At 72.8% G+C, this 16,364-nt stretch carries 17 protein-coding genes; 4 read left to right on the top strand and 13 right to left on the bottom strand.

Annotated features, from left to right (window positions below; all coding sequences use genetic code 11):
* Positions 1–38: 38 nt before the first annotated feature.
* From KIF24_RS05745 to KIF24_RS05690, 12 genes are all read right to left on the bottom strand, one after another.
* Positions 39–1,502, bottom strand: a complete 1,464-nt coding sequence (locus KIF24_RS05745; RefSeq protein ID WP_221083057.1) for an amidase — start codon at positions 1,500–1,502, stop codon at positions 39–41.
* Positions 1,503–1,519: 17 nt separating this feature from the next.
* Positions 1,520–2,614 carry an amidohydrolase family protein gene (locus KIF24_RS05740; protein WP_221083056.1) on the bottom strand — a complete coding sequence of 365 codons (1,095 nt, stop codon included), beginning with the start codon at positions 2,612–2,614 and terminating at the stop codon, positions 1,520–1,522.
* The gene (locus tag KIF24_RS05735; RefSeq protein ID WP_221083055.1) at positions 2,614–3,138 is read right to left on the bottom strand and encodes a 3-hydroxyanthranilate 3,4-dioxygenase; all 525 of its coding nucleotides are present in this window, start codon (positions 3,136–3,138) and stop codon (positions 2,614–2,616) included. Before KIF24_RS05735 ends, KIF24_RS05740 begins: the two co-directional genes overlap by 1 nt.
* Positions 3,135–3,563 carry a RidA family protein gene (locus KIF24_RS05730; RefSeq protein WP_221083054.1) on the bottom strand — a complete coding sequence of 143 codons (429 nt, stop codon included), beginning with the start codon at positions 3,561–3,563 and terminating at the stop codon, positions 3,135–3,137. Before KIF24_RS05730 ends, KIF24_RS05735 begins: the two co-directional genes overlap by 4 nt.
* Before the next feature lie 204 nt (positions 3,564–3,767).
* Positions 3,768–4,541, bottom strand: coding sequence for a 2-keto-4-pentenoate hydratase (locus KIF24_RS05725; protein ID WP_221083053.1), 774 nt, complete (start codon positions 4,539–4,541; stop codon positions 3,768–3,770).
* Positions 4,538–5,593, bottom strand: coding sequence for a 4-hydroxy-2-oxovalerate aldolase (gene dmpG, locus KIF24_RS05720; protein ID WP_221083052.1), 1,056 nt, complete (start codon positions 5,591–5,593; stop codon positions 4,538–4,540). The genes KIF24_RS05725 and dmpG overlap by 4 nt, the downstream gene beginning before the upstream one ends.
* A gap of 5 nt (positions 5,594–5,598) precedes the next feature.
* Positions 5,599–6,528, bottom strand: coding sequence for an acetaldehyde dehydrogenase (acetylating) (locus KIF24_RS05715; RefSeq protein ID WP_221083051.1), 930 nt, complete (start codon positions 6,526–6,528; stop codon positions 5,599–5,601).
* Positions 6,525–7,319: a 2-keto-4-pentenoate hydratase gene (locus KIF24_RS05710; RefSeq protein WP_221083050.1), complete on the bottom strand. Its 795-nt coding sequence runs from the start codon at positions 7,317–7,319 to the stop codon at positions 6,525–6,527. Before KIF24_RS05710 ends, KIF24_RS05715 begins: the two co-directional genes overlap by 4 nt.
* Positions 7,316–8,797, bottom strand: coding sequence for a 2-hydroxymuconic semialdehyde dehydrogenase (locus KIF24_RS05705; RefSeq protein ID WP_221083197.1), 1,482 nt, complete (start codon positions 8,795–8,797; stop codon positions 7,316–7,318). The genes KIF24_RS05710 and KIF24_RS05705 overlap by 4 nt, the downstream gene beginning before the upstream one ends.
* A 20-nt stretch (positions 8,798–8,817) precedes the next feature.
* Complete coding sequence (locus tag KIF24_RS05700) at positions 8,818–10,152, bottom strand: FAD-dependent oxidoreductase (protein ID WP_221083049.1); 1,335 nt, start codon at positions 10,150–10,152, stop codon at positions 8,818–8,820.
* Complete coding sequence (gene kynU / locus KIF24_RS05695; RefSeq protein WP_221083048.1) at positions 10,149–11,453, bottom strand: kynureninase; 1,305 nt, start codon at positions 11,451–11,453, stop codon at positions 10,149–10,151. Before kynU ends, KIF24_RS05700 begins: the two co-directional genes overlap by 4 nt.
* Before the next feature lie 10 nt (positions 11,454–11,463).
* Positions 11,464–12,363 (bottom strand): tryptophan 2,3-dioxygenase, encoded by a 900-nt coding sequence (locus KIF24_RS05690; RefSeq protein WP_221083047.1) that lies wholly within the window; start codon positions 12,361–12,363, stop codon positions 11,464–11,466.
* Positions 12,364–12,509: 146 nt separating this feature from the next.
* Between KIF24_RS05690 and KIF24_RS05685 the strand changes: the two genes are divergently transcribed.
* The 3 genes from KIF24_RS05685 (at position 12,510) to KIF24_RS05675 (ending at position 14,409) form a co-directional block, all read left to right on the top strand.
* Entirely contained in the window at positions 12,510–12,962 is a 453-nt protein-coding gene (locus KIF24_RS05685; protein ID WP_221083046.1) for an Lrp/AsnC family transcriptional regulator, read from the top strand.
* A 72-nt stretch (positions 12,963–13,034) separates the two neighbouring features.
* On the top strand, positions 13,035–13,565 hold the full coding sequence (locus KIF24_RS05680) for a hypothetical protein (protein ID WP_230414895.1): 531 nt from the start codon (positions 13,035–13,037) through the stop codon (positions 13,563–13,565).
* Between the two features lie 115 nt (positions 13,566–13,680).
* Positions 13,681–14,409, top strand: a complete 729-nt coding sequence (locus KIF24_RS05675) for a class F sortase (RefSeq protein ID WP_230415276.1) — start codon at positions 13,681–13,683, stop codon at positions 14,407–14,409.
* A gap of 49 nt (positions 14,410–14,458) precedes the next feature.
* On the opposite strand, the gene KIF24_RS05670 is transcribed toward KIF24_RS05675, so the two are convergent.
* Complete coding sequence (locus KIF24_RS05670) at positions 14,459–14,992, bottom strand: HNH endonuclease (RefSeq protein ID WP_221083044.1); 534 nt, start codon at positions 14,990–14,992, stop codon at positions 14,459–14,461.
* Between the two features lie 253 nt (positions 14,993–15,245).
* Between KIF24_RS05670 and KIF24_RS05665 the strand changes: the two genes are divergently transcribed.
* Positions 15,246–16,298, top strand: a complete 1,053-nt coding sequence (locus tag KIF24_RS05665) for a mechanosensitive ion channel family protein (RefSeq protein ID WP_331461011.1) — start codon at positions 15,246–15,248, stop codon at positions 16,296–16,298.
* Positions 16,299–16,364 lie beyond the last annotated feature (66 nt).

Raw genomic sequence — 16,364 nt, 5'->3', positions numbered from 1 at the left:
GGCGGAAAGAGAAACCCTCGACCGGGTCGGGTGGTGGATCACCGCGGTGACCTCCCGACTCCACTGCCATTCACGTTAGCGGAGCCGACGCTCCGCCAGATTGCGGGGTGCTGATCCCACCCGCCACTGGAGTGCTCCAGTTGCCCAGCGGTCGCGATCAGTCTCGCGTCGTCGCCGTACCGGCCGGTGAGCAATACGCCGACCGGCAGCCCCTCGGCGGTCACCCCCACCGGCAGCGAAACGGACGGTTCGCCCGTGACGTTGAAGACGGCGCAGTACGGGGAGAACCGGCGCTGCCGGTCGAAGTCCTCCTCCGGGGTCCGCCCCTGGGTGAACCAGCCGACCGGGGCCTGCGCAGCCGCCAGGGTCGGGCAGAGCAGCAGGTCGCAGCCGGCGGTGCGGCGGGCGCCGAGGCGTACCTGCGCCTGGATCTCGCCCAGGGTGGCGGTGAGGGTGCCGGCATCGATGCCGGCGGCCCGGGAGCGCAGGAAGCGGGTCAGCGGCAGCAGCGCCGTCTCCCGCTCCGGCGGCACCGGCGCGAGCGCGAGGACGTACCAGACGATCTCGAACAGCGGCCAGACCTGCGGCCCGAGCGGCGCGGGCACCTCGACCACCTGGTGGCCGGCGGCGGTGAGCAGGGCGGCGGCCCGGTCCACCGCGGCGACGCAGTCCGGATGGACCGGCTCGTCGGCGAGCATCGGGGTGGTGAACCGACCGACCCGCAGCCGCCCGGGGTCGGCGACGCGGGCCGCGCCGAGGTAGCCGCCCGGTGGCGGTGGGGGCGGCAGGTACGGCTCGCCGGGCACCGGCTGCGCCAGCACGTCCAGCAGCGCGGCCACGTCGGCGACGGTCCGGCCGATCGGGCCGCTGGTCGGCAGGCCGAAGGCGCCGAAGCCGAGCGGCCCGCCGGAGACCACGCCACGGCTGGGCTTGTAGCCGACCAGGCCGCACAGCGACGCCGGGATGCGCAGCGATCCACCGCCGTCGGAGCCCTGCGCCACCGGCACCAGGCCTGCCGCCACCGCCGCCGCCGCACCACCGCTGGACCCACCGGCGGTGTACGCCAGTGCCCAGGGATTGCGGGCCGGCGGCGCCACCAGCGTCTCGGAGTAGAGCGAGCAGCCCAACTCGGAGGTGGTGGTCTTGCCGAGGCTGATCAGACCGGCCGCCCGGATGAACCGCGTCACGTCGGCGTCGACCGGCGGCACGAAGTCGGCGAAGGCGGCCGAGCCGAAGGTGGTGCGTACCCCGGCGGTCAGGGTCAGATCCTTGATCGCGGTGGGCACGCCGTGCAGTGGGCCGCGCCGGTCGGCCGGGGCCGCGTCGGCGGCCCGCGCGGCCTCGCGGGCCAGCTTCGCCGTGACGGTGACGAAGGCGCCCACGGTGTCACCGAGCGCGTCGACGCGCCGCAGGTGATGCTCGACCAGGTCCAGGCTGGACAGCTCGCCACGGGCGACGGCGGCGGCCTGTTCCAGCGCGGTCAGGTCGTGCGGCTCGGCCATGCCGCCATCCTGCCCGCTCAGGTCACTCGTTGCCCGCCTCGACACGAGCGGCGCGGCGTCGGGAGAGAGTGCCCGAGGAAACGTAGGGCGTTTCCGCCGAGCAGCAGGTTGCGTTGGGCGTCGGTGAGGAAGTCGGCCTGGTGGACCACCCGGCCGGCCGGGCGCTCGCCCAGCGGGTACGGATAGTCGCTGCCGAGCAGCACCCGGTCGGCACCCATGGTGTCCACCAGCAGCCGCAGCGCCGGGGGCGAGAAGACCACCGAGTCGACGGAGAAACGGTCGACGTAGGAGCTGGGTGGGGCGGCGGAATCGCCGCGTACCAGATCACCTCGCCGGTGCCAGGCGTTGTCGGCGCGGCCGAGCCAGAACGGGAAGCTGCCACCGCCGTGGGCGAAGCAGATCCGCAACGTCTCCGGCACCCGGTCGAACACCCCGCCGAGGATCATCGCGAGCACCGACAGGTGGGTCTCGGCGGGCATGCCGGTCAGCCACCGGGCCATCCAGCGGTCGAGGCGGGGGCCGCCGGTCATGTCCCACGGGTGCACGAAGACCGGGGCGCCGACCTCGGCGCAGTGGGTCAGGAACGTGACGATGCCGGCGTCGTCCAGGTCCCGGTCGCCCACGTGGTTGCCGATCTCCACGCCGGCGTGGCCGGCCGCCAGGCAGCGGTCCAGCTCGGCGCAGGCCGCCTCCGGGTCCTGCAACGGCACCTGGCAGAACGGCAGCAGCCGGTCACCGCCGGCCGCGGTGACCTCCAGGGTCAGGTCGTTGAAGATCCGGGCCACCTTCACCGCCTGGTCGGCCGGGCGGTCGTAGCCGAAGAAGACCGGGGTGGGCGAGACCACCTGCACGTCGACGCCGTCGGCGGCCATGTCCGCCAACCGGGTCTCCGCGTCCCAGCACTCGGCGCCGACCGGCCGGAACCCGGTCTCCCCGACCATGATCATGGCCGCCCGCTCCGAGTCGATCCGCAGCCAGGGCCAGCCGGACCCGCCGCACGCCGCGGCGAGATCCGGCCAGCCCTTCGGTACGACGTGCGTGTGCACGTCCACCACCGGCGACGCCGCCACCGGCGAGGGCGCCGGCGACCCCGCGGCGACCGGATCCGCCATCAGCCCTTGCCCGGGTGCAGCGTGCCGCAGTTGGCGCAGGTGCGGGCGGACTCGTCGGCGTAGAAGGCGCCGAAGACCGGGGGCAGGTCGGCGGCGATGTCGCGCACCTGCAACTCCACCTCGTGCACCCGGTGGCCGCACTCGGGGCAGTACCACTGGAACTTCTCCAGCGTGCCCTCCTCGCGCACCCGCTCGATCACCATCCCGATCGAGCCGGCCTCCGGCCGCTGCGGCGAGTGCGGGGTGTCACGCGGCAGCATCCACATCTGCCCCTCGCGCACGTGCACCGTGCGCGGCCCCTCCGGGAGCATCAGGTTGATGTGCATGTTGCCCTTGACCTGGTAGAAGAACTCCTCGTACGGGTCGACGTGGAAGTCGGTGCGCTGGTTCGGCCCACCGACCACCATCACGATGAAGTCGTCGGAACCCGGCAACATCTCCTTGTTGCCCACCGGCGGCTTCAACAGGTGCTGGTTCTGCGCTATCCAGCCCGGAAAGCTGAACGGCTCGGCGATCTCACTCACGACTGGCCTCCTTCTGGGAGCACGGCGACGGCCTGCATCTCGATCAGCAGGTGGGGATGCGGCAACTGGTGCACGGCGACGGTGGTGCGGGTCGGCCCGGTCCCGTCGAAGAACTCCGCCCACACCTCGTTGTACCCGCCGAAGTCGTTCATGTTGACCAGGTAACTGGTGACCTGGACGAGGTCGGTCAGCTCGGCACCCACCGACCGCAGCAGGTCAGCGATGTTCTCGATCACCGCCCGCGTCTGTGCCCGGATGTCCAGGTCGGTCGTGCCGAACTCGTCCACCGACACACCGGCGAACGTGTTGTCCGGCCGCCGCGACGACGTCCCCGACACGAACACGAATCCCCCGGCCACCTTCACGTGCGGAAACGCCCCGCGCGGCACCGCCTTCCCGGCCACCACCCGAGCCCCGTCACCCATGACGACCACCTCGCACCAGCACGCGGACAGCAACCACCCCAGAACCCCACCCCGCCGACACCGGCGCCGTCCACTCCAGATCCAACCCGCCTGGCAGCGGCGCGTGGGCATCGACCACGGCAGGGTTCCGGGCAGCCCGACCGGCGCAGGGATCAAGCCTGACCGCCCGGAGCCGGTCGGGCTGCCCGGAACCCCCACCCCTGATCACGACGAACTCCGGAGCGAGGCCGTGCCGAGCTTCTCGACCACGGCACGGACATGAGCACCCGCACGCAGCGGAACCGCCGCCGTCGCCGCGCCGGCCAGGAAGACCCAGCCCTCGCGCAGCCGGACCCCGTGCCGCCCCGCCAGGCTGATGCCCTCGTCGAGGGCCCGGCGCGGGTCACCGAGGATCGCCGCCGTCGAGCCGACCTGTGCCACCCGCCCGTCGATCTCCAGCAGCACACCCAGGTTGTCCAGGCCGTCGGGCACCGGCGACCACGGCCCGACGACGAACGCGCCGGCCGAGGTGTTGTCGGCGATCACGTCCGGCAGGGAGAAGGTGAAGTTCGCGTACCGGGAGTCGATCAACTCGATCGCCGGGGCGACCGCCCGGACGGCGTCGGTGAAGTCGCCGACCGGCTCGCCCGGCTCGGGGAGCCGATCGAGCAGGAACGCCACCTCCGGCTCGACCCGGGGATGGATGAAGCCGGCCACGTCGACCGTCGCGCCGTCGGGCACCCGCATCACGTCGGTGAGCCGGCCCCAGATCACCTCGTCCACCCCGACCTGGGCCATCTTCGCCCTGCTGGTGAGCCCCATCTTCAGCCCGACCAGCCGCTCCCCGCGGTCCAGCCGGCGCTGCACCAGGGCGGCCTGCACCGCGTACGCGGTGTCGACGTCGAGGCCCGTCTCGGCGGCGAGCTGCGCAACCGCGGTGGCCGTGTCGGCCGCCCGGCCCAGCGTCCCCGCGATCCCGGCGATGTCCGGCCCGATCATGATTCCTCCCCGCCCGCGAGATCCAACGCCACGTCCACGATCATGTCCTCCTGGCCGCCGACCATCCGCCGCCGGCCCAGTTCGACCAGGATCGACCGGACGTCCACCCCGTAGCGCGCCGCGGCGCGTTCGGCGTGCCGCAGGAAGCTGGAGTAGACGCCGGCGTACCCCAGGGAGAGGGTCTCCCGGTCGACCTGGACGGGCCGGTCCTGCAACGGGCGGACGACGTCGTCGGCGGCGTCCATCAGCGCGAAGACGTCGCAGCCGTGCTGCCAGCCGTGCAGTTCCGCGACCGCGACGAAGACCTCCAACGGCGCGTTTCCGGCACCGGCGCCCATCCCGGCCAGGGAGGCGTCCACCCGCACGGTCCGGCCGGCCGCCGAACCGACCGGGCCGGCGCCGGCGACCCGGCCGTGCTCGACCGCGATCACGCTGTTGGCGACCCCGAGCGACAGGTTGTGGTGCGCGTGGATGCCGATCTGCGTGGTCGGCTCCAGCACCTGCCGGTACGCGTCGACCCGCTGCGCGACGTCGGACATCAGCAGCCGGCCGCCGGAGTCGGTGACGTAGACGCAGTGCGCGCCGTAGGACTCCATGAGCTTGGCCTGGGCGGCCAGCCCGGCCGGATCGTTCAGGTGGGACATCATCAGGAAGCCGGCCACGTCCATGCCGTTCTCCCGGGCCCACGAGATGTGCTGGGCGGAGATGTCCGCCTCGGTGCAGTGGGTGGCAATCCGGACGCTTGTCACCCCGAGCGCCCGGGCCGCCCGCAGGTCGGCGATGGTGCCGATGCCGGGCAGCAGCAGGGTGGTCAGCCTCGCGTTCGTCATCACCTCGGCCGCCGCCGAGATCCACTCGGCGTCGCTCGCCGCCCCGTGGCCGTAGTTGACGCTGGAGCCCGCCAGGCCGTCGCCGTGCGCCACCTCGATAGCGGCCACCCCGGCGGCGTCCAGCGTGGCCGCGATGGTGCGGACCTGGTCGACGGTGTAGCGGTGGGCGATGGCGTGCATGCCGTCGCGCAACGTCACGTCCTGGATGTACAGCTCGGTCATCGCGCTCACCCGGCAACCTCCGTGCGGTGGGCGACCAGCCGCTCCGCGGTGCGCAGCGCGGCCGAGGTCATGATGTCCAGGTTTCCGGCGTACGCGGGCAGGTAGTGCCCGGCACCGGAGACCTCCAGGAAGACGGAGACCTGCAACCCGGCCAGCTGCCGGCCCAGCGACGGCAGGTAGCTGTCGACCCGGTCGAACTGCACGTCCTGCTTGAGGCGGTAGCCGGGGACGTACTCCTGCACCGTCGCCACCATGTCGGCGACGGCGGCGGCGATCGCGGCCCGGTCGGCGTCGGCGTCCGGGCAGAGGCAGTAGACCGTGTCCCGCATCAGCAGCGGCGGATCGGCCGGATTGAGCACGATGATCGCCTTGCCACGGTCGGCGCCGCCGACCACCTCGATCGCCCGGGCCGTGGTCTCGGTGAACTCGTCGATGTTGGCCCGGGTGCCCGGACCGGCCGAGCGCGAGGCGATCGAGGCGACGATCTCGCCGTACGCGACCGGGGTGACCCGGCGCACCGCGGCCACGATCGGCACGGTCGCCTGCCCACCGCAGGTGACCATGTTGACGTTCGTCTCGTTCACGTGCTCGTCCAGGTTGACGGGCGGCACCACGTACGGGCCGATCGCCGCCGGGGTCAGGTCGACGACGGTGCGCCCGTGCGCGCGCAGCACCGAGTCGTGGTGCCGGTGCGCCCCGGCCGAGGTGGCGTCGAAGACCAGCGCCACGTCGGCGAACTCGGGCATCGCGACCAGGCCGTCCACCCCGTGTGCCGTGGTGGCCACGCCGAGCCGGCGGGCCCGGGCCAGCCCGTCGGAGTCCGGGTCGATGCCGGCCATCGCGACCATGCGCAGCTCCTCCGACAGCCGGAGCACCTTGATCATCAGGTCGGTGCCGATGTTGCCCGACCCGATCACCGCCACACCCGTCGTCATGAGAGGGGCCCCTTCGTGAAGCAGGTCCGCACCGAACCGAGGCCGGAGATGCGGGCCTCGTACGCCGCGCCCGGTGTCACCGCGACCATCGGACCGAGTGCGCCGGAGAGCACCACGTCACCGGCGCGCAGCGGGTCGCCGGCCCGGGCCATCGTGCCGGCCAGCCAGGCCAACGCGTGCAGCGGGTTGCCGAGGCAGGCGGCTCCGGCACCGACCGACACCGGCTCACCAGCCTGTTCCAGCACCATCCCGGCCAGCCGCAGATCCACCTCGCCGGGCCGGCGGGGCGTGGTGCCGAGCACGAACAGCCCACTGGAGGCGTTGTCCGCGACGGTGTCCACGATGGAGATGTCCCAAGCGGCCACCCGCGAGTCGACGATCTCGATGGCCGGCAGCAGGTGGTCGACGGCGCGCAGCAGGTCCGCGGTGGTGACCCGGTCGTCGGGCAGGTCGGCGCCGAGCACGAAGGCGATCTCCGCCTCCACCCGGGGTTGCAGCAGCCGGTCGAGGTCGACCTCGACGCCGTCGGGCACCGCCATGGCGTCGGTGAGCACCCCGAAGTCCGGCTCGTAGACCCCGAAGCTCTCCTGCACCACCCGGGAGGTCAGCCCGATCTTCGCGCCCACCCGGCGCTGCCCGGCCGCCAGCCACTCGCGCACCTGGTGCTGCTGCACCCGGTACGCGGACCCGACGTCCCCCACCGCCAGCAGCCGTGCCCGCAGCGGCGGAGCGGGCCTGCCGGTCTCCCGGGCCGCGGTCAGTTCCCGGACCGCCGATTCGATGTCACTCATGACAGATCCACACAGACATTTGTGAGTTCGGAGTAGAAGGCGAGCGAGTGCACGCCGCCCTCGCGGCCGATGCCGGACGCCTTCACCCCGCCGAACGGGGTGCGCAGGTCGCGCAGGAACCAGGTGTTGACCCAGACGATGCCGGCGTCCAGCCGCGCGCCGGCCCGGTGTGCCCGCCCCACGTCGCGGGTCCAGACCGTCGCCGCCAGGCCGTACTCGGTGCCGTTGGCCAGCGCGTACGCCTCGTCCTCGGCGTCGAACGGCGCCACGTGCACCACCGGGCCGAAGATCTCCTCGGTGTTGGTCCGGGTGTCCGGGCCGAGCCCGGTCAGCACCGTCGGCTGGACGTACGCGCCACCGTCCCGGGCGTCGCCGAACCGTGGCACCCCGCCGCCGGCGAGCACCTGTGCACCCTCGGCCCGGGCCAGGTCGTAGTGCCCGAGAACCTTGCTCCGGTGGGCCCGCGAGATCAGCGGCATGTGCACCGTCGCCTCGTCGGCCGGCCAGCCGTACGCCAGGTCGGCGGCGTGCTCGGCCAGCCGGGCGGTGAACTCCTCGAACACCGGCCGTTGCACGTAGATCCGCTCGGTGCACAGGCACACCTGGCCGCCGTTGGTGAAGCTGGAGCGGACCGACCCGGCCACCGCCGCGTCCAGGTCGGCGTCGGCGAAGACCAGCCCGGCGTTCTTGCCGCCCAGCTCGAAGCTGACCGCCTTCACCCCGTCGGCGGCGGCCCGCATGATGGCGCCGCCGGTGGCGGACTCGCCGGTGAAGGTGATCGCGTCGACGCCCGGATGCCGGGTGAGGAACTCACCGGCCGAGTCCGGGCCGAAGCCGTGCACCAGGTTGAACACGCCGGCCGGCACGCCGGCCGCGGCCATCACCTCGGCGAGCAGCGTCGCCGAGGCGGGGGTCTCCTCGCTGGGCTTGACCACCACCGCGTTGCCGCAGGCCAGCGCCGGGGCGACCTTCCAGGTGAGCAGCAGCAGCGGCAGGTTCCACGGCACGATCACCGCGACCACACCGACCGGTTTGCGGACCGCGTAGTTGAGCGCCCGACCACCGCTCGGCGTGACCGTGGTGAACGACTCCGTCGGGGCGGTCGCCACGATCTCGGCGAAGGCCCGGAAGTTCGCCGCACCCCGCGGGATGTCCAGCGTCCGGGCCTGCGAGACGGCCTTGCCGGTGTCGGCCACCTCGGCGGCGACCAGGTCGTCGAAGCGGCGCTCCAACTCGTCGGCGACCCGGCGCAGCACCTCGGCGCGCTCCCGCTCGCCCATCCGGCCCCACGGCCCGCGCAGCGCCGCCCGGGCGGCGGTCACCGCGTCGTCCACCACGGACGAGGACGCCTCGACCACCTCGAAGACCGGCTCGCCGGTGACCGGCGAGTGTTTGGTGAACCGGGTACCGGCCTCGACGAATTCGCCGCCGACGAAGTTGCGCAACAGGCCCGGCCCGTCGGGTGCCTGCCCGGCCATCAGCCGTGGATCCCAGAGCGTCATCCCCGCCTCCCCCGGCCGAGGGCGACCGCCACGCCGGCCACCGCCGCCACCACGCCGGCCGCCACCACACCGAGCACCTGGTACTGGCGACGCACCCGGCGGCGCACCTGGGCGTACGGGACGGTGGAGAAGGAGACCAGCTCGTACTGGGAGACGTACCGGCCGGGCAGCGCGCGTTCCAGGGCGTGCTCGACCCGCTTGCGGGTCCGGAAGACCGGCGAGGCGACCTTGTCCCGCATCTCCACGAAGTTGGCCAGCGCCATCCGGGCGATCGCCTCGGCGTTGTCCTGCCGGCGGTGCTGGAACAGCGGCAGCGCCGCCGACCAGTCCTCGGCGCACTCGTCCAGGCAGCGGTCCAGCTCCACCACGTCCTCGAAGGCGCAGTTCGCGCCCTGGCCGTAGAAGGGCACGATGGCGTGCGCCGCGTCGCCGAGCAGGCCGACCCGCCCGTCGACCTGCCACGGGTCGCACCGCACGGTGCCGAGCGGCCCCACCGGGTTGTGCTGGTAGTCGTCGACCAGGTCGGGGGCGAGCGGCGGCAGGTCCGGATAGTGCTGTGCGAAGTGGTGCCCGATCGCCGCCGGGCTGCCCAGCGAGGCGAAGCCGGCGGTGCCGTGGGTGGGCCAGAACAGCGTGCAGGTGAAGGAACGGTCCGGGTTGGGCAGGGCGATCATCATCGAGGTGCCGCGCGGCCAGATGTGCAGGGCGCCCGGGTCGAGCGCGAAGTCACCGCCCAACGGCGGGATGGTGAGTTCCTTGTAGCCGTAGTCGAGGAAGTCGACGCTCTCGGTGAGCAGGCCGTGCGCGAGCAACTGTCCGCGTACCGCCGAACCGGCGCCGTCGGTGCCGAGCACCACCCGCGCGCCCGCGGTGACCGTGCCCCGCGGCGTCTCGAAGGTCATCGTGCCGGTCGCCGGGTCCAGCCCGACCAGCCGGTGGTCGAAGGCGATCCGCACACCGGGCAGTTTGGCGGCGGCCTCCAGCAACGCATTGTTCAGCGCACCCCGGCCGATCGAGTTGATCGCCCGGTCGCCGGAGACGCTGTACGGCTGGAATCCCGGCTCACCGACCACCGGATGCACCATCCGGCCGTGCATCGGCAGCGCGTCCGCCATCACCTGCTCGTCGAGCCCGATGCGACGCAGCGCGTCCAGGCCCCGCTCGGAGAGCGCCAGGTTGATCGACCGCCCCCGCTCGGGCGCCCCGGTGCGCGGGTCCGGCCGCCGTTCGTAGAGCGCCACCGGATGACCCCGCCGGGCCAGGAAGCAGGCCAGCAGACAGCCGGCCAGCCCGGCACCGACCACGGCGATCTCGTCCCGCCCCGCCGTCACCGGCCCACCTCCGAAACGGTCGCGGCCAGCGCGTCGGCGACCCGCCAGCAGTCGTGGTACGTCGAGTACAACGGCACCGGGGCGAACCGGACCACGTCCGGTTCGCGGGCGTCGGCGATCACCCCGTGCTCGTGCCGCAGTCGCTTGGTCAGCTCGTTGGCGCTGCCCTCGCCGATGCGTACCGAGAGCTGGCAGCCGCGCCGGTGCGGCTCGCGGGGAGTGAGCACGGTCAGCGGCCGGGCGGCCGTCACCCCGTCCAGCAGCCGTTCCAGGTAACCGGTGAGGCGCAGGCTGCGCTCGCGCAGCGCCGGCATGCCGACCGAGTCGAACAGCTCCAGCGAGGTCCGGACCGGCCCCATCGCGAAGATCGGCGGGTTGGAGACCTGCCATGCCTCGACGCTGGCCGGCGGCCGACTGACCGGCGCCATCTCGAACCGGGTCGCCGCAGCCGTGCTCCACCAGCCCTCGAAGCGGGGCAGCGTCCCGTCGCCGTGGTGCCGTTCGTGCACGAAGACCCCGGCCAGCGCCCCGGGCCCGGAGTTGAGGTACTTGTAGGAGCACCAGGCGGCGAAGTCGACGTCCCAGTCGTGCAGGGACAGCGGCACGTTGCCCGCGGCGTGCGCCAGGTCCCAGCCGACGACCGCGCCGGCAGCCCGGCCGGCGGCGGTGATCGCCGGGATGTCCATCAGCTCGCCGGTGAGGTAGTTGACGCCGCCGAGCAGGACCAGCGCGACGGTGTCCCCCTCGGCCGCCAGGAACGCGGTGACGTCCTCGGTCCGCAGGGTGTCCTCGCCGGGACGCGGTGCGAGCCGCACCACCGTGGTGTCCGGGTCGAGGCCGTGGAACCGCGCCTGGCTGCGCACCGCGTAGCTGTCCGACGGGAAGGCGGTGTCCTCGATCACGATCCGGGTCCGCTCGCCCGCGGGCCGGTAGAAGCTGACCATCAGCAGGTGCAGGTTGACGGTCAGCGAGTTCATCACCACGGTCTCCGTGGGCCGGGCGCCGACCAGGCGGGCCGCCGGCTCGGTCAGCGACTCGTGGTACGGCAGCCAGGGCCGTCCGGCCTCCAGATGCCCCTCGACCCCGAGCCGGCTCCACGCGTCCAGATCGGCCAGCAGCTCGGCGCGGGTGGCCTTCGGCTGCAGGCCGAGCGAGTTGCCGGCCAGGTACGCGGCCTCGGGGTAGCGGCCACCGTCGGCCGGCGGCACCTGGAACAGGTGCCGGTGCCCGAGGTCGGCCGCGTCGAGGCGGCGGGCGTCGGCCTCGCCGGTCCGGGTCGGCCCGGTCTCGTTCGTCGTCATCGTTCCAGCCTCACATCGCCGTACGGGCCGACCACAGCTCGGGAAAGACCACCCGGGCCATGCTGCGTTGCAGCCACGCCAGCCCGGCGGAACCGCCGCTGCCGACCTTGGCGCCCATCGTCCGCTGCACCGCCTTGACGTGGTGGTGCCGCCAGTCGCCGAACTGCTCGGCCACCTCGGTCAGCGCCTCACCGAGCAGCCGCAGGTGGTTGTCCGGACCGGCGTCGGCGTAGACGCGCACCCAGGCCGCCTCGACGGCGGGGTCCGTCTCGTGCTCGGTGGCCACGTCCCGCTCCAGCAACTCGGTGGGCAGGTCGTGACCGTGCCGGGCGAGCAGGGCGACCACCTCGTCCCAGACGCTCGGCGTGGCCAGCGCGTCGGTGAGTTCCGCGTACACCTCGGTCTGCCGGCGGAACGGCCGGATCAGGGTCGGGTCGCGCAACCCGAGCAGGAACTCCAGCTGGCGGTACATGGCCGACTGGAAGCCGGAGCCCTCGCCGAGCAGGTTGCGGAAGCGGTTGAAGTCGGCCGGGGTCATCCAGCGCAGTCCCCGCCAGGCGGCGTTGAGCCCCTCCAGATGCAGGGTGGCCCGGCGCAGCGGGGCCAGCGCCTCCCACACCCGGTCCGCCCGCAGCAGCCGGGACGTCTCCCGCAGCTCGTGGCAGGTCAGCCCGAAGTACAGCTCCATGATCTGGCTGACCATCAGGAAGGACATCTCGCCCGGGTCGCCGCTCAGCGGTTGCTGCAGCCGGTGCAGCGTGCTGGCATGCACGTACGCGTCGTACGGCACCCGCTCGGCGAATTCGAGGGTCGGCTCACCACCGTTGCGGGCGGCGCGCGCCGCCCGCTGGCCTGGCGTGGCCGGGCGCACCGGCGTCCGGGTTTCCGGGCGCAGTTCGGTCTGCTCCATGCGTCCGCTCCTTCCTGGCTGCCCTCCAGTCATGATCTCCCGCCGGGTTCGCCAAACGGAATGCCTGTTCAACGGCGCTTTAACCGTTCGACCTGCCGAACGAAAGCCGCTAGCCCAGGTCGGCCTACCGCACGTAAGGTCGGTGGATGGACGAGATGGACTGGGCCCTGCTGTCCGAGTTGCAGGCCGACGCACGGTTGTCGTTCAGCGAACTGTCCCGGCGGGTGCACCTCTCCCCGCCGGCGGTGGCCGAGCGGGTGCGCCGGCTGGAGGAAACCGGCGTGATCGGCGGTTACCACGCCCACGTCGACCTCACCCGCGCCGGCCGCACCGTGGTCGCGCTGATCCGGATGTCCTGCTACGGAGCCCGGTGCATCCTGCACGACCCGGACGTCCCGGGATGGCCGGAGATCCTGGAGATCCACCGGATCACCGGCGACGCGTGCAGCATGCTGAAGGTCGCCGCCGGCTCGATCGGTGAGTTCGAGGCCGTCATCGACCGGCTCGCACCGTACGGCCAGCCGTCGAGCACGATGGTGCTCTCCACCCCACTCGACTGGCAGCCGATCACCCCACTCCCGCCCGGCCCGCGCGGTTAGCCCCCGGACCAGGGGGAAAGCGCCGCGGGTCGCCCCAGCAGGACCGGTGCACCGGTGCCGGGAGGGAGGATCATGCGGGGTCTGCGACCGTACGGAGGTCTGCTCCACGCTCCGTCAACCATCGTCCGGCTGCTCGGGGCGTTCGCCTTGATCGGGGCGTTCGTCCTGGTCGGCGCGGCACCCGCCCGAGCGGGTGAGAACACGTTCGTCGAGGTGACGCCGAACAGCGTGCAGGCCGGCTCGCGGGTACACATCCGCGCGAGCTGTGACAACGCCAACGACCGACAGGCAGAGGTGACGTCGGACGCCTTCGACCGGGTCTTCCTCCGGCCGGACAACGGCCTGCTCACCGGCTCGGTCACCGTGCCGGGCAACAAGGCCGCCGGTGACTATCCGGTGCACCTGCGCTGTGACAACGACCGGACCGCGAGCACCAGCCTGACCGTGCTGAACATGGACCAGCCCACGAAGGGCCCGGCGACCGGTGGTGGTGGCACCGCCAGCCGGAGCACGGGCTCGATGCTGCTGCTCGGCGGCGCCGCCACGGTGGCCGCAGCGGTGGTGTTCGGGCTGGTGAGCAGCCGACGCCGGGCCGGTTCCTGACCCACCATCGCCATGATCGGCTGCCGCGTACCCACGCCGGAACCGGGTCCGGGCCGCCCGGACCGCCCGCCGGGCGTCTCGCGCCTGGCGGGCGGCGGTTGCGGCGGCGGGCCGGCTGGGCCGGGTCGCCGCGCAGATGGGTTCCGCCAGCGTCGCCACGCCCGACCCGTCGGCCGCGCCGCTGCCGCCGAGGCCACGCCGGGCCCGGTCGGTGGGGCACCGGGGCCGGGGCCCCACCGGTCCGGGACTGCCGGTCCTGGTGATCGGCTCGCTGATGCTGCTGATCATCACGATGCTCGGCGTCGAGCGGCTGACCGGGCTGAGTCTGCTGCCGGACCGCTTCATCGCCGGGCTGGCGCCACCGCCGAAGGACTTCCCGCTGCTGGCCGCGAGCGAGCCCGTCGGCATCGAGATCGGCCGGATCGACCTGGCGGCGCCGGTACACAACGTGGGCATCGCCGCGGACGGCAGCATCGCCGCGCCACCGGCGGAACGCGCCCAGGAGGCCGGATGGTACGACCAGGGCCCGACCCCGGGTCAGTACGGTCCGGCGGTCATCGTCGGGCACGTCGACACCAGCACCGGTCCGGCCGTCTTCCAGGATCTGCGGGAACTGCGGACCGACGACCGGGTCGAGGTCGCCCGCTCGGACGGCACGGTGGCGGTCTTCGAGGTCGACCGGGTCGGCCGGTACGACAAGGAGCAGTTGCCGGCGGACGACGTCTTCGGTGACTTCAGCCGCCCCCAGTTGCGGCTGATCACGTGCGGCGGGCGCTGGGTGGGCGGGCAGACCGGCTACGCGGACAACGTGGTGGTGTTCGCGTCGCTGGTCGAAGCCCGCTGAGTCGGTGCTCGCGGTGGCTGTCTCCGGGCAGCCCGACCCGCGGCGGCGGTCAGGCCGCTTCGGACTCGCGGAGATCCAGCCAGTCGACCCAGCGCGGGTCGGGGGCCCGGTGCCCGAGCACCCGCCAGGCGATCCCCTTGGGGGCGGTGGGCGGTGCCGGCAGCCGCCACCCCAACTCGGCCGGGGTCTTGTCGCCCTTGGTGTGGTTGCACCTGGCACAGGCGGCGACCACGTTCTCCCAGGCGTGCCGGCCACCCCGGCTGCGCGGGAAGACGTGGTCGATGGTCTCGGCCGGGCCGCGACAGTAGGCGCAGCGCCAGCCGTCCCGGGCGAAGATCGCCCGGCGGGACAGCCCCACGTGGGTGCGGTACGGCACCCGGACGAAACGGGTGAGCCGGACCACCGAGGGCACCGGCAGCGCATTGCGGGCGCTGTGCAGGATGCCCTCGCCGTCGGCGACGCAGACCGCCTTGGCGGAGAGCACGAGGATTGCGGCACGACGTACCGACACGACACACAGCGGCTCGTAGGTGGCGTTGAGGACCAGCGCGCCGGAGCCCACCGCGCGTCGTATGTCAGGCATCGCGTCACCCTCCCGGTCAAGCGGCCTTCCGCCTCGCCACCGCCGACCGACGCCGGGCACAGCCCCGCACCACGTCGACGCCGGCCGGATCACCGACGTCCGTTGCGCCAATAGTCCCTGATCGGACCCGCGAATGCACGTACTAATCCCGGGTACCTGCGGGAGCTTTCCGCCGTCGGCACCGGCGGGGTTCGGCGTCGCCGGCCGGTGGGTCGGCGGCGGGTCCACCGGGTGCCTGCGGTACGAAATCAGGGTGACCGTCAGCATCCCCAGCCCCACCCCCGCCGCGCCCAGCCCGGCGTCGGACGAAACCCCCAGCCCGGAGTGCCTGGACGAGATCCTGTGCACAATCGTCTGGAACCACACGGACTCGGTGTGGTTCGCCGAGGGCAGCTTCTGGATCCTGGTCAAGCCGCTGCGGATCGTCCTGATCCTGCTGCTGGCGTTGGCCGCCCGGTGGCTGGTGCACCGCACGATCCGCCGGCTGGTGCGCAGCACCAGCGGCGCGGGCGTGCCGACCATGCTCCGCCCGCTGCGTGAGCGCATCCCGACCACCACCACCGAGCCCGGCCAGTTCGTCCCGGAGCGTCGCCGCCAGCGCGCCGAGGCGATCGGCTCGGTGCTGCGCAGCCTGAGCACCGCCTTCATCTTCGGCATCGCCCTGCTGATGGTGCTCAAGGAGTTCAGCTTCGACCTGGCGCCGCTGCTGGCCAGTGCGGGAATCGCCGGCGTGGCCCTCGGATTCGGCGCGCAGAGCCTGGTGAAGGACCTGATCGCGGGGCTGTTCATGCTCATCGAGGACCAGTACGGGGTCGGCGACAACGTCGACCTCGGCGAGGCGACCGGGGTGGTCGAGACGGTCGGCCTGCGGGTCACCACCGTCCGCGACGGGCGGGGCGTGCTCTGGTACATCCGCAACGGCGAGATCATCCGGGTCGGCAACAAGAGCCAGGGCTGGGCGTTGGTGGTGGTCGACCTGCCGATCGGCTTCGCCGGCACCGAGGAGGCCACGTCGGTGCTGCGTACCGCCGCCGCGTCGCTCGCCGTGGATCCGGAGCTGGGGCCCTCGATCGTCGAGCCGCCCGAGGTGCTCGGCGTGGAGCAGGTGACGGTGGACGGCACGGTGATCCGGACCGTGGTCAAGACCACCGCCGACGGGCAGTTCGCCGTGGGTCGGGAGTTGCGCCGCCGGCTCGCCGAGGGGTTGGAGAACTCCGGTATCACCGCGAGGATCGCGGCGGGCCGCATTTATCCCGGCGCACATACTCGTTTGGACACCGAGACCGGTCAGGGTGGGGCCACCTGAGCCGGCCGCCGGGGGTCGCGGCCGAGCGGCCCCTCGGGTATCGTCCGTTCGTTCAGTCGGAGATGC

This window comes from Micromonospora tarapacensis (assembly GCF_019697375.1).
Lineage (GTDB): Bacteria > Actinomycetota > Actinomycetes > Mycobacteriales > Micromonosporaceae > Micromonospora > Micromonospora tarapacensis.
This window is presented reverse-complemented; position numbering and strand designations above follow the sequence as displayed.

What these genes read in the sequence shown, in the direction of transcription:
- KIF24_RS05680 (WP_230414895.1), top strand. Translation starts at nt 13,035, where the DNA reads ATGCGGGGTCTGCGACCGTACGGAGGTCTGCTCCACGCTCCGTCAACC.
- KIF24_RS05715 (WP_221083051.1), bottom strand. Translation starts at nt 6,528, where the DNA reads ATGACGACGGGTGTGGCGGTGATCGGGTCGGGCAACATCGGCACCGAC.
- KIF24_RS05670 (WP_221083044.1), bottom strand. Translation starts at nt 14,992, where the DNA reads ATGCCTGACATACGACGCGCGGTGGGCTCCGGCGCGCTGGTCCTCAAC.
- KIF24_RS05685 (WP_221083046.1), top strand. Translation starts at nt 12,510, where the DNA reads ATGGACGAGATGGACTGGGCCCTGCTGTCCGAGTTGCAGGCCGACGCA.
- KIF24_RS05690 (WP_221083047.1), bottom strand. Translation starts at nt 12,363, where the DNA reads ATGGAGCAGACCGAACTGCGCCCGGAAACCCGGACGCCGGTGCGCCCG.
- KIF24_RS05710 (WP_221083050.1), bottom strand. Translation starts at nt 7,319, where the DNA reads ATGAGTGACATCGAATCGGCGGTCCGGGAACTGACCGCGGCCCGGGAG.
- KIF24_RS05730 (WP_221083054.1), bottom strand. Translation starts at nt 3,563, where the DNA reads ATGGGTGACGGGGCTCGGGTGGTGGCCGGGAAGGCGGTGCCGCGCGGG.
- KIF24_RS05705 (WP_221083197.1), bottom strand. Translation starts at nt 8,797, where the DNA reads ATGGCCGGGCAGGCACCCGACGGGCCGGGCCTGTTGCGCAACTTCGTC.
- KIF24_RS05745 (WP_221083057.1), bottom strand. Translation starts at nt 1,502, where the DNA reads ATGGCCGAGCCGCACGACCTGACCGCGCTGGAACAGGCCGCCGCCGTC.
- KIF24_RS05740 (WP_221083056.1), bottom strand. Translation starts at nt 2,614, where the DNA reads ATGGCGGATCCGGTCGCCGCGGGGTCGCCGGCGCCCTCGCCGGTGGCG.
- kynU (WP_221083048.1), bottom strand. Translation starts at nt 11,453, where the DNA reads ATGACGACGAACGAGACCGGGCCGACCCGGACCGGCGAGGCCGACGCC.
- KIF24_RS05725 (WP_221083053.1), bottom strand. Translation starts at nt 4,541, where the DNA reads ATGATCGGGCCGGACATCGCCGGGATCGCGGGGACGCTGGGCCGGGCG.
- dmpG (WP_221083052.1), bottom strand. Translation starts at nt 5,593, where the DNA reads ATGACCGAGCTGTACATCCAGGACGTGACGTTGCGCGACGGCATGCAC.